Raw genomic sequence first — 12,178 nt, 5'->3', positions numbered from 1 at the left:
CTTTATCATCAAATGGCGCCGTTTAATATGGCCAGACGATGATAACTATAAACCATCCCGCCTTTAGACTGATGGCACCACAATATTGAGACGGCAAAAATATCGGTGAGAAAAAATAAACCCTTTGATAAATAAGCGCTTACTTGGCGACATAATATGTCGCTCTCAACATTGAGACATAAAAACAATCATATCAAATAAAAAACAGTTAAAAATCAAAACCTTGCCAATTGGCATGGTCGTTGCTCTCTCCAATAAGCCCTCCTGGCAGATGGAGACAGAACATGAAGACATATATTGCATTGGCAACATTTCCTTTTCTGGCATTTGCCACCCCCTCATTGGCACAAAACCGGGTCGATCTCGGTGCTCAGGCATTGAGCAATATTCGTGGTTCCATGGGCGTCAATATGGTTGCCGGCAATAACAACCAACAAGGCAATCTTGCCGCCATCGCCATTTCGGGTCCGGCCGTCATTCAATTTGGTCAGCTGAATCAATCCACCACCAATCTGAACGGTAGCCAGAGCGTCGCCATCCTGGGCTCGGCCCTGAGCCAGAACCGGGGACTGGTCGGCATCAATCAGGGGGCGGGTGAGGGCAACCAGCAACTGAACGCCTTCGCCCTGTCCCTCGATGACAGCGGCCTGGGTGTCGTGACCGACATCAATCTCAGCTCCAGCGTCGCGAAGACCCCAGGGGGAAAGCCCCCCGCCAACACCACTACCAGCATCTATCTGGATGACACCGCCCTCACGGGCAGCAAGGGGGTCATTCAGGTGAACCAGGTCACGGGACAGGGAAACCAGTCAGTCAACATGGTTTCCCTGCCCCTGGCTGGCGCAGTAACGGCATCCCCATGATGCCGCAGGGATAGGAAGCCAGGCCCGGGGGTATCAGCCGATGGGCATATCTTCCGCTGAAAGTTCAATGGAGAGACTCATTATGCGTGGACTTATTTATAGCTCATTAGCCGCCGCGGTCATCATGGCCATGTCGGGCACTGCATCCGCCGATTACCGCGGTGACAGAGATGAGACAGGGGCAACCTTGACCAAGAAGGTCAAGGCAGAAGTCGATGTGGAATACGAAGGCAGGGTCAATGTCGGCGGCTACATCAACGTCAACAAACTCGGCATGGCCGTCGTGGACAACCAGCAGTCCAGTTCCATGATAGGCACCGCCAATACAAGAACGGAGAACACGAGCAAGATCGACGGCTCGTTCAAGGGTGCATCCGGTAACATCGGCGCCAACGTCGCAGCCGGTGACTCCAACGTACAGGGCAACAGCGCTTCCCTGGCCGCCTATGACGAGGTCGATGCCGAGTTCATCATGGGTCGTGGTCAACAACAACACGGCGCCCCTGGCGGATCGTCGGATGCCGAGGTCTTCTCCACCCAGAGCGCCAGCAACAACTGGACGACCAATCACGGCCATCAGAACAAGGCCGGTGTGGGCGATGGGGCCTTCAAGGATGCCGCAGGCAACATCGGGGTCAACGTGACCTCGGGCTCGGGTAACGTCCAGGCCAACAACATGGCAGCCTCCGTGTCCACCGGCAACATGGCCGTGGCCACCGTGGCCAACAGCCAGAGCGTCTCCAAGAACATGACCGAAAACCAAAGCCTGAGTGCAACCAAGACGGTTGACAAGGCAGGTGTGTTCCTCGGTCTCAAGGCTTGGGGCGATTACGAGGGGGGCGGTACCGGTCATGATGTCAAGAAAGGACATGGCCACGACAATGACAACGACAGGTACGGCAACAACAACCCGAAAGATGATGGCAAGTTCGAGTTCAAGGAAGAGGGTGACATCAAGCTCAGTGGGTACGCCGTCGGGTATATTCCCGTGGTCAACACCTACACCAGCCGCGAAACCTTCAACCGGGCAACAATCGATGGCGGCGCCTTCAACGGTGCCGTGGGCAACATCGGGGTGAACGTCTCCTCGGGGACCAACAACCTACAAGCGAACAATCTCTCGCTGGCCGCAGGGTTTGCCAAGTAAGTCGATGCGAGGGGGCCCTGTGCCCCCTTTTTCCCTGACACTGGAGGTCTGAATGCGCTGGCTGTTGCTGTTGCTGTGCTGTCCTGCCGTCTGGGCGGGCTCGGTGCCACTGGGGGAGCATCTCCCGGCGCTGGGGGATCTCAACAAACCGGTACAGAGCATTCTGGAGCGTCGGTACGCCAACATCGAGCGCCAACATACGGATTTCAGCTGCGGGGCCGCCGCCGTCGCCACCATCTTGCGCTACGCCTACGGCCATGCAACCAATGAACGCTGGGTCATGGATGGCATGCTTGCCATGGCAGACCCGGAGCAGGTCAAGCATTACGGCTTCTCCATGCTCGACATGAAGCAGTACCTGCAAATGCTCGGCATGCGGGTCAGAGGGTATCGACTGGGCGATGAAAAACTGCGCCAGGTGAGGGTGCCCACCATCGTCCTGCTCAACATTCGCGGCTATCAGCACTTTGCCGTGCTACGGGCCATCGATCGCCATGATCGCGTCTATCTGGCAGACCCGGCCCTCGGCAACCGGGTGATCACGTTCAAGGAGTTCAAGGAGAGCTGGAACGGCATCCTTCTCGCCGTCATCGGCGCGGGCTATCGTCCCGATGCCCCCCTTGCCAACCCCTCTCCCCCGCTCTCTGTCAGAGGCAAGGATGGGCTCTTCGCCCCGGTCAATGAAACATCCCTGCTGGAATTCGGTTTTCAGCACAAAGAGCTAATGTGAGGTCATCATGAATACCCGACCCGCCCTATGCCTCCTCTGCAGCCTGGGTGGCATCGCCTCTCCGCTGCTGGCAGCACCGGACCCGCTGGCCCATCTGTCAGACCACTTTGCGCCCGAACTGGCGGACGGGGAGCTGGCCCACCTGCGAGGCCGCTATGTCAGCAGCCATGGCATCAGCTACTTCGGCATCGAGTTCATCTCGTCACTGACCACGGCCCAGGCCCAGCAGACGGCGGCCATGAACCTGGCGCTGAGCATTGTGCAAAACAAGCCCAAGCTGGATGTGCGCGTCAAGGATGAGGTCAAGCCCGCGGCCACGCCCGCCAAGGAGGCCCAGGTGCAGGGGGCCGGGCTGGTGCAGGTCGTTCAACTGGAGGGGAGTGGCAACAGCTCGGTCAACCAGGCCGGTATTGAACTGACCACCCCGACCATGACGGGACACCTGGTTCAGGCGGGCAGCTACGAGCACCAGGGCGATCTTGGCACCGCCACCTACCGGGTCTCGGGGAATTATGCCGGCTTGCAACTACACTCTTCCGACGGCAGGGTCCTGCTGGAGCAGAGCCTGCGCGGTACCGACTTCAGCCGGGGGCTGCTGCAGTTCAACAAGGTCAGGGGGGACGGTTTGCAGACGCTCAATCAGACCCGCATCTGGTTTTCGCGCTGAGATCAGGTGAGTTCCCGGGGCTGAACTATAAGAAAGGATGATAAACAACAAGGACGTATCCCGATGAAACAGTCTCGCATGCTGTTGATTGCCCTCGCCCCCTTCGCCTGCTGGGGGGCCACGGCCGAAGAGGAGGCCCTGCAACAACAGCTGGATCTCCTGCGCCAGCAACTGATCCAGCAAAATCAGGCCCTTCATCAGCTCCAGGCCCGCCTGGAGGCCGTCAAGGCCGCCGGTGCCACGACGGCAACCGCCGGGGTCGGAGCCGGGGCCGCCGTCGCCTCCACCCAGCAGGACGCCTCACGGCGCACGCCGGAGGTCGGCCGCAGTACCGAAGACCTGATGATCGAACAGCACAACGTGTTCGACCGCGCCCTGACCGTCGATGTGGGCCTCTCCTACCAGCACTACAACCGCAAGGATCTCGCCCTGCGCGGCTTCCTCGCACTGGACGCCATCTTCCTTGGCGAAATCAACCTGGATCGGGTTCGCTCCGATCAGTGGACGGCGGATGTCATCACCCGCTACACCCTCAACGATCGCTGGCAACTGGAGCTGGCCCTCCCCTACATGTTCCGCAACACCAACTACCAGAGCACCGGCAAGGAGAACTCCAGCCGCGACTTCGAGGAGCAGAGCGTCAGCGATGGCGGCCTGGGGGATCTCAGCCTCGCCATCTACTACAGGGTCATGGCAGAGAGCGAGGATTGGCCGGATCTGGTGTGGAACTTCCGGGCCAAGGCGCCGACCGGCAAGGATCCTTACGGCATCGAGATCAACACCTCGGAATCGGGCAACCTGGTGACCCCCAAGGAGCTCGCCACCGGCAACGGGCTCTGGCAGCTCTCTACCGGCTTCTCCCTGGTCAAGACCATGGATCCCGCCATCCTGTTTGCCAGCCTCAACTATGGCCACAGCCTCAAGCAGGACTTTGACGATATCTCCTACCAGCCCGGCAACCAGCCCGGCAGTATCCAGCTGGGGGACTGGTATGAATATGGCCTGGGGGTCGCATTCGCCCTCAACGAACGCTTCAGCCTCTCCTTCAACATCAACCAGCGCGTCACCATGGAGTCCGAGCAGGGGTCCGAAGGCTTTGCCATGGAGAAGGTCACCGGCTCCGATGCCAACGCCGCCAGCTTTGGCATGGGGTCGACCTGGGCCATTACCGACAACCTCTCCATGGCGGTCAACTGGTCTGCCGGGCTCACCACGGACGCACCGGACTACACCATCGGGATCCGCTTCCCCTACCGCTTCTAGCCCCGTCAGGGCCCGGGCAGGTTGACGACAAAAAAACGAGGGAGGCATAACGCCTCCCTCTTCTTGTTGTCGCAGTCGACCTGGCTCGCCCCCTTGAGCTCTACTTGCCGCCGCGCTCATGGGACGATGGCATCGGAGGGCGCCCCGCACCATACCACCCTGGCGGGCCACCGGTGTCATCACACCCCCAGGCGATCGCGCAGGGTGTACCAGGCGGCGCCGGCGGCGGTGAAGGGGATGCGCAGCAGGCGGCCACCCGGGAAGGGGTAGTGCGGCAGTCTGGCGAACGCATCGAAGCGCTCCGCCTGACCGCTCAGCACCTCGGAGAGCAGCTTGCCCGCCAGATGGGTACAGGTGACGCCGTGGCCGCTGTAGCCCTGCATGTAGTAGATGTTGTGACCGATGCGGCCAAACTGCGGCAGCCGCGACAGGGTGAGCAGGAAGTTGCCGGTCCAGGTGTACTCCACCTTGACGTCGGCCAGCTGCGGGAAAGTCTTGAGCATCTTGGGGATGATCAGCCGCTCGATGTCCGCCGGATCCCGCGCCCCGTAGACCACGCCGCCGCCATAGATGAGCCGGTGATCGCCGGAGGTGCGGTAGTAGTCGAGCAGGTAGTTGCAATCCTCCAGGCAGTAGTTTTGCGGCAGCAGTGAGCGGGCCCGCTCCTCCCCCAGCACCTCGGTGGCGATCACCTGGGTGCCGCAGGGCATGCTCTTGCCGGCGAGCTCGGGCACCAGGTTGCCGAGATAGGCGTTGCCGGCCACCACGATAAAGCGTGCCTTCACCGCCCCCTTGGCGGTCTTGACCAACGCCGGCTGACCCGGAGTAATGCTGGTGACGGCGGACTGCTCGAAGATAAGCCCCCCCTGCATGCGGATGGCTTCCGCCTCCCCCAGCGCCAGGTTGAGGGGATGAATATGGCCGCCGCTCTTGTCGAGCAGGGCGCCGACGTAGCGATCGCTCGCGACCACCTCGCGCACCCCGTCGGCATCGAGCAGCTCCAGCTGGTCGTTGCCCCACTTCTCCCAGCGCGCCTTCTGCGCCTTGAGCTCGTGCAGCTGCTTCTCGGTCTCGGCGGCAAAGACCCCGCCCTCCTGCAGATCGCACTGGATGTTGTAGCGCTTGATCCGCTCGCGGATGATCTGGCCCCCCTCAAACAACATGGAGCCGAGCAGCCTGGCCTGATCCGGCGGGCAGTTCGCTTCGATGGTGTCGATGTCGCGGCTGTAGGAGTTGACGATCTGGCCGCCGTTGCGACCGCTGGCGCCAAAGCCGACTCGCGCGGCCTCCAGCACCACCACCTTGTACCCCTTCTCCACCAGATGCAGCGCACTGGAGAGGCCGGTATACCCCGCCCCGATGACGCAGACGTCGCACTCCAGCTGCTCGGTGAGCGTGGGATAGGGCGCGTGTTTGTTGGCACTGGCTGCGTAGTAACTCTTTACATGTTCGGTCATGATCCCTGTTTCCTTACCGGTTCGTTTCCAACACAACGGGTTGTTCACATTAAAAGCTGGCCGGGGTGTGAGCGCTGACGATGCGGCAGACCTGCCCCGAGGGATTGCTGAAACTGTGGGGCTCGCCGGTGTCGATGACATAGCTGTCCCCAGCGCACAGTTCATAGGTCTGGCCGGCCAGGGTCAGCAGCACCGACCCTTCCAGCACGGTGCCCACCTCCTCCCCCTGATGCTTCACCACGCCGCCGGTGTCGGTGCCGGGGGCATAGGTCTCCAGCATGAAGCCGAGCTGGCGCCGATTGTTGCCGTTGTGCACCAGCTTCATGGAGACCCCCTGGCTGCCGAGCTCGATGAGCTGCTCCGCCTTGATCACCACGCTGGGCGTGCTCGCCACCTCCTCTTCGGCGAAGAAGCGCGACAACGGCAGCTCGTAGACGCTCAGCAGCTTTTGCAGGGAGGCCACCGAGGGGCTCACCTTGTTCTGCTCTATCATGCAGATGGCGCCGTGGGTCAGGCCGCTCAGCTCCGCCACCCGGCGCTGGGAGAGCCCGAGCTCCCTGCGGATCCGGGCAAGCCGCTCCCCCATGTTTCTCTCGTGCTCCGCCAGGGGGTTGTCCGTCATGGTCCGCCACCGGACCTCGCCACGGGATTGCTCCATCGCCCATCTCCTTCCATGGTCATTCGAATACCTGGTGCAGCCTGGTCAATATAGTGAGTCAGGCACGTCAGCCCCGTTCACTATCCTGCACAACCCAGGGCGTTCATTATTTTGCACACCCTGCGCGATGAAAACCGCTACAATCGCGCTCACAGCCCCATTTCTAGCATGTGACGCCCAGTTCACTCAAATATATTTAACACTTGAAAAACATTTCGGCTCATTTTATGGTCGTTACGTGCTTATTATTCTATACGGCGGTGCCCACATAAACGCGCCACCCAGACCCACTATCGAGGCCCCTTACATATGTCAGCATCACAACCTGCTCTCTCCCTGATCAAATCCCTGGCCTATGTCGACGGCCGCTGGTGCGAGTCCCTGGGCGGGCGCCGGTTCGAGGTCCTGAACCCGGCCACCGGCCAGGTCATCACCCAGGTGCCCGACATGGACGGGGAGGACACCCGCCTCGCCATCGCGGCGGCCCACGCGGCGCAACCCGCCTGGGCGGCCCTCACCGCCAAGGAGCGCAGCAGCAAACTCTACGCCTGGTTCGAGCGCATCATGGCCAACCAGGAGGAGCTCGCCCGCATCATGACCTGCGAGCAGGGCAAGCCGCTGGCGGAAGCCAAAGGAGAGGTGGCCTACGGCGCCAGCTTCATCCAGTGGTTCGCGGAAGAGGGCAAGCGTGCCTATGGCCGCACCATCCCCGGCTTCTCCGCCGATCGGCGCCTGGCCACCATCAAGCAGCCGGTGGGGGTCGTGGCCGCCATCACCCCCTGGAACTTCCCCATCGCCATGATCACCCGCAAGGCGGGTCCGGCGCTGGCCGCCGGTTGCACCATCGTCATCAAGCCCGCCGCCGAAACGCCCCTCTGCGCCCTGGCGCTGGCGGTACTGGCGGAGCAGGCGGGCATTCCTGCCGGGGTCATCAACATCGTCACCTCCCATCAGGCGAGCGCGGTGGGCAACGAGCTGTGCAGCAACCCCGTGGTGCGCAAGCTCTCCTTCACCGGCTCCACCCGCATCGGCAAACTGCTGATGCGCCAGTGCGCCGACACCATGAAGCGCCTCTCCCTTGAGCTTGGCGGCAACGCCCCCTTCATCGTCTTTGACGACGCCGACCTCGACGCCGCCGTGGCCGGGGCCCTGGCCTCCAAATACCGCAACGCCGGCCAGACCTGCGTCTGCGCCAACCGCATCCTGGTGCAGGCCAGCGTCTATGACGCCTTCGCCGAGAAGCTCGCCGCCGCGGTCAAGGCCTTCAAGGTGGGGGACGGCATGGGCGAGGGCGTCCAGATCGGGCCCCTCATCAACCCGGCCGCCGCCAGCAAGGTGGCCGAGCTGGTGCAGCAATCGGTCGCCGCCGGTGCCCGGGTGCTGGTGGGGGGCGACGCCCACCCCGCCGGTCCCCTCTTCTATCACCCCACCATCCTGACCGGGGTCACCCGGGGCAACCCCATTCTGGACGAGGAGATCTTCGGGCCCGTCGCGCCTCTGGTGCGCTTCGAGACGGAAGCCGAGGCCATTGCGCTTGCCAACGACACCCCCTATGGCCTGGCCGCCTACTTCTATGGCCGCGACATCGCCCGGGTGTGGCGGGTGGCCGAGGGGCTCGAATACGGCATGGTGGGGATCAACGAGGGGATCATCTCCACCGAACTGGCCCCCTTTGGCGGGATCAAGGAGTCGGGGCTGGGCCGGGAAGGGGCGGCCGAAGGGCTGGAGGAGTACCTGGAGACCAAATACCTCTGCTTTGGCGGCATTCGCTGAGGGGAGTGAAGGGGCAATTGCATCGTTAAAACAGATGCGTTATGACGCAGCCCATCGTTTTTACAGATAGAAAGAGGGGGTCGCCGGTCACGACCAAGCGCCTTGTGGGCCCAGAGGGCACACCCGGGGCCCCCTTTTGCGAACAGGCCGCCCTGCCCGAGGGCAGTTGGCGGCACACATATGGCCAGATGGCACAGGAATAGCGGGGCCCATGCCCCTCAGGGAGGAAAGATGAGTCATTCAAGCAACAACCAGCAGTGGCAGGCCCGCCGCGAAGCGGCCGTGGTCCAGGGGGTCGGCACCCTGCTGCCGGTCTTCATCGACCGGGCGCACAACGCCGAGCTGTGGGACGTGGAGGGCAACCGCTACATCGACTTTGCCTCCGGCATCGCCGTGCTCAACACCGGCCACAACCACCCCAAGGTGGTGGCGGCGGTGCGCGAGCAGCTCGAGAAGTTCAGCCACACCTGCTTCCAGGTCACCCCCTACCCCGGCTATATCGAGCTGGCGGAAAAATTGAATGCCCTGGTGCCCGGCCCCACCCCCAAGCGCACCCTCTTCCTCTCCACCGGCGCCGAAGCGGTGGAGAACGCCATCAAGATCGCCCGCGCCCACACCGGTCGCAGCGGCACCATCGCCTTCAAGGGGGGCTTCCACGGCCGCACCATGATGGGCATGGCCCTCACCGGCAAGGTGGTGCCCTACAAGACCGGCTTCGGCCCCTTCCCGGGGGAGGTCTATCACCTCCCCTTCCCCGCCGACTACCTGGGAGTGAGTGAAGACGATGCCCTGGCCGCGCTGGATCTCTGCTTCAGCGCCGACATTGAACCCACCCGGGTGGCCGCCATCATCATCGAGCCGGTGCAGGGGGAAGGGGGCTTCTACCCCGCCTCCGCCAGCTTCATGCAGCGCCTGCGCCAGGTGTGCGACCAGCACGGCATCCTGCTCATCTGCGACGAGATCCAGACCGGTTTCTGTCGCACCGGCAAGACCTTCGCCACCGAATACAGCGGTGTCGAACCCGACATCATGACGCTGGCCAAGAGCCTGGCCGGCGGCTTCCCGCTCTCTGCCGTGGTGGGCAAGAGCGAGGTGATGAACGCCGCCAAGCCCGGTGGCCTGGGGGGCACCTATGCGGGCTCCCCCATCGCCTGCGCCGCCGCCCTGGCGGTGCTGGAGGTGATCGAGGAGGAGCGTCTGAACCAGAAGGCCCTGGCCCAGGGGGAGCAGATCAAGGCACGCCTGCACCAGCTGGCGACACGGTTTGACTGCATCGGCAACATCCGCGGCCCCGGCGCCATGGTGGCCATGGAGCTGGTGAAGGAGGGGGATGCCGAAAGACCGGACTCGGATCTCACCAAGCGGCTGGTGGCCGAGGCGGGCAAGCGGGGGCTGGTGCTGCTGGCCTGCGGCGTGCGTGGCAACGTGATCCGTTTCCTCGCTCCCCTGACCGCCCCGGCGGCCATCGTCGACGAAGGACTCGACCTGCTGGAGCAGGCCCTGTCCGCCTCCCTGGCCTGATCCGGAAGACCGCGTTCGCCCACGTGCAAAAAAATGCGTTTTTGCTCCCTTGATATGCTTGTCAAGGGGGCATCACGAATGCACAATGCGCCGCCGTATTCAAGGACCGTCCGCTCATCGGAGCCCGGTTCTTTTTTTGCGCCAAACAAATCCATAACGAGGCCGGAACAGACCGGAAATGATAACGAGGTGGCACGCCATCTCACGACACCCGCTTCTTAGTGAGGAACTCCATGGGGCATATCATCGCTTTCCTGCCGGCCCGCGCCGGTCTGCGCCATCCGTCCGCATCCCGGACTGGCGCCCCCACCGTGCAGGATGACCTCACCGTCAGCCTGATCCCGTCAGCCTGCCTGCGGGGGATCGCCTGATGCACCCGCACCCCGCCGGTCTGAAAAAAAGCCTGAAACTCTGGCACGTGGTCATCATGGGGCTGGCCTATCTCACCCCCATGGCGGTGTTCGACACCTTCGGCATCGTCACCGAGATCACCGAAGGCCATGTGCCGACCGCCTACCTGCTCGCCCTCATCGGCATGCTGTTCACCGCCATGAGCTACGGCCACCTGGTGCGCAAGTTCCCCTCGGCAGGCTCCGCCTACACCTATGCCCAGAAGGTGTTCCACCCCTATGTGGGCTTCATGGTGGGCTGGGTCTCCCTGCTCGACTACATGTTCATGCCCATGATCAACATGCTGCTGGCCAAGATCTACATGGAGGCCCTCTTCCCCGGCGTGGCCCCCTGGACCTACATCCTGGCCCTGGCCGCCGTCATGACCTTCCTGAACCTGCGGGGTATCAAGCTGGTGGCGAACTTCAACAGCCTGATCGTCATCATGCAGTTCAGCATCATCGCCGTCTTCATCGGCCTCATCGCCTGGGGCGTGAGCCACGGCGAGGGGCTGGGCACGGTGGCGAGCAGCCGCCCCTTCTTCTCCGAGCAGATGCACATCAATCCCCTGCTGACCGGCGCCTCCATCCTCTGCCTGTCGTTCCTCGGGTTTGACGCCATCACCACCCTGTCGGAGGAGACCCCGAACGCGGATCGGGTGATCCCCCGGGCCATCGTGCTCACCGCCCTCATCGGCGGCGTGCTCTTCATCTCCGTCTCCTACTTCCTGCAGCTCTTCTTCCCGGACATCTCCCGCTTCCAGCAGCCGGATGCGGTGCTGCCGGAGATCGCCCTCTATGTGGGCGGCAAGCTGTTCCAGGCGGTGGTGCTGGTCTGCACCACGGTGGCGGTGCTCGCCTCGGGGCTCGCCTCCCACGCCGGGGTGTCGCGCCTGCTCTACGTGATGGGCCGGGATCGCGCCCTGCCGAGCCGCGTCTTCGGCTACATCCACCCCACCTGGCAGACCCCGGCTCTCAACGTGCTGCTGGTGGGCATGCTGGCCCTCTCGGCGGTGGCCTTCGATCTGGAGATGGCGCTGGCGCTCATCAACTTCGGCGCCCTGGTGGCCTTCACCTTCGTCAACCTGGCGGTGATTGCCCACTTCTATCTCAGGCTGGGTCACAACAAGACCCTGAAGGATCACCTGCTGTTCCTCGCCCTGCCTCTGTGCGGCGCCGCCTGCATCGGGGTGCTCTGGCTCAACCTGGAGCCCGCCTCCTTCGAGCTGGGGCTGATCTGGGCCGCCCTCGGCGCCATCTACCTGCTGCTGCGCCTCACCGTGTTCCGGGTCCGCCTCGGCCGCCCCGAGCAGGACGCCTCCTGAGCGAAACCGGCGCCCCCAGGGCGCCGGTTTCACATGGCGGCAAAGCAGGGCGCCAGCTGATGACAAGGTTGTCATCGACTTTCCGGCAGCGGTGGCGAAGTGATCGCTCACCGGGGGAACAAATTCCCCGCTGGCGGCCTTTTTCGCTTGTCTCCTCCCCCCCCTGAGGGCACAATACGGCGCCCCTTGAGAGCCGATGTTTCAACAACATCGGTTCTTTGCTTTTCTGGGGCACACCACCATTCACCAAGAGGCCGGCCATGTGCCGGAATTGATACCCAGATTGCCAAGCAATCTCCTGACGTTGTGAGGAAAAACATGGGGCATTTCACTGCTTTCCTGCCGGTCCCCGCCGGCGTGCGCCACGCATCTGTGCCACAGATGG

Annotated in this window: 11 protein-coding genes; 9 read left to right on the top strand and 2 right to left on the bottom strand. The window is 62.9% G+C overall.

Translation table 11 applies throughout. From position 1 onward, the window contains the following. Nucleotides 1–284 precede the first annotated feature (284 nt). The 5 genes from AB5Y51_RS08375 (at nt 285) to AB5Y51_RS08355 (ending at nt 4,670) form a co-directional block, all read left to right on the top strand. Entirely contained in the window at nt 285–863 is a 579-nt protein-coding gene (locus AB5Y51_RS08375) for a hypothetical protein (RefSeq protein ID WP_223302574.1), read from the top strand. 187 nt (nt 864–1,050) lie between these two features. After that, nucleotides 1,051–2,010 carry a hypothetical protein gene (locus tag AB5Y51_RS08370; protein ID WP_010673558.1) on the top strand — a complete coding sequence of 320 codons (960 nt, stop codon included), beginning with the start codon at nt 1,051–1,053 and terminating at the stop codon, nt 2,008–2,010. 52 nt (nt 2,011–2,062) lie between these two features. Next, nucleotides 2,063–2,740 (top strand): C39 family peptidase, encoded by a 678-nt coding sequence (locus AB5Y51_RS08365; RefSeq protein WP_039039335.1) that lies wholly within the window; start codon nt 2,063–2,065, stop codon nt 2,738–2,740. A gap of 7 nt (nt 2,741–2,747) precedes the next feature. Further along, nucleotides 2,748–3,407 carry a hypothetical protein gene (locus AB5Y51_RS08360; RefSeq protein ID WP_039039334.1) on the top strand — a complete coding sequence of 220 codons (660 nt, stop codon included), beginning with the start codon at nt 2,748–2,750 and terminating at the stop codon, nt 3,405–3,407. A gap of 63 nt (nt 3,408–3,470) precedes the next feature. Next, nucleotides 3,471–4,670 (top strand): transporter, encoded by a 1,200-nt coding sequence (locus AB5Y51_RS08355; RefSeq protein WP_041213311.1) that lies wholly within the window; start codon nt 3,471–3,473, stop codon nt 4,668–4,670. A 179-nt stretch (nt 4,671–4,849) separates the two neighbouring features. Here the strand turns inward: AB5Y51_RS08355 and AB5Y51_RS08350 are convergent, their stop codons facing one another. Together AB5Y51_RS08350 and puuR are read right to left on the bottom strand one after the other, a co-directional pair. Beyond that, nucleotides 4,850–6,127, bottom strand: a complete 1,278-nt coding sequence (locus tag AB5Y51_RS08350; protein WP_103244474.1) for an FAD-binding oxidoreductase — start codon at nt 6,125–6,127, stop codon at nt 4,850–4,852. A 49-nt stretch (nt 6,128–6,176) separates the two neighbouring features. After that, nucleotides 6,177–6,785: an HTH-type transcriptional regulator PuuR gene (puuR, locus tag AB5Y51_RS08345; protein WP_029314011.1), complete on the bottom strand. Its 609-nt coding sequence runs from the start codon at nt 6,783–6,785 to the stop codon at nt 6,177–6,179. Between the two features lie 309 nt (nt 6,786–7,094). Between puuR and AB5Y51_RS08340 the strand changes: the two genes are divergently transcribed. The 4 genes from AB5Y51_RS08340 to AB5Y51_RS08325 all read left to right on the top strand — a co-directional run bounded on the left by AB5Y51_RS08340 (nt 7,095) and on the right by AB5Y51_RS08325 (nt 11,793). Continuing rightward, nucleotides 7,095–8,558 carry an NAD-dependent succinate-semialdehyde dehydrogenase gene (locus AB5Y51_RS08340; protein WP_010673552.1) on the top strand — a complete coding sequence of 488 codons (1,464 nt, stop codon included), beginning with the start codon at nt 7,095–7,097 and terminating at the stop codon, nt 8,556–8,558. Between the two features lie 231 nt (nt 8,559–8,789). After that, on the top strand, nt 8,790–10,079 hold the full coding sequence (gene gabT / locus AB5Y51_RS08335) for a 4-aminobutyrate--2-oxoglutarate transaminase (RefSeq protein ID WP_368178267.1): 1,290 nt from the start codon (nt 8,790–8,792) through the stop codon (nt 10,077–10,079). Between the two features lie 233 nt (nt 10,080–10,312). Continuing rightward, a complete protein-coding gene (locus AB5Y51_RS08330; protein ID WP_010673549.1) occupies nt 10,313–10,450 on the top strand; it encodes a hypothetical protein in 138 nt (45 codons plus the stop codon). Continuing rightward, entirely contained in the window at nt 10,450–11,793 is a 1,344-nt protein-coding gene (locus AB5Y51_RS08325; protein WP_041214747.1) for an APC family permease, read from the top strand. Before AB5Y51_RS08330 ends, AB5Y51_RS08325 begins: the two co-directional genes overlap by 1 nt. Nucleotides 11,794–12,178: the final 385 nt, after the last annotated feature.

It is taken from the genome of Aeromonas sp. R7-1, assembly GCF_040908115.1.
GTDB lineage: Bacteria > Pseudomonadota > Gammaproteobacteria > Enterobacterales > Aeromonadaceae > Aeromonas > Aeromonas caviae.
This window is presented reverse-complemented; position numbering and strand designations above follow the sequence as displayed.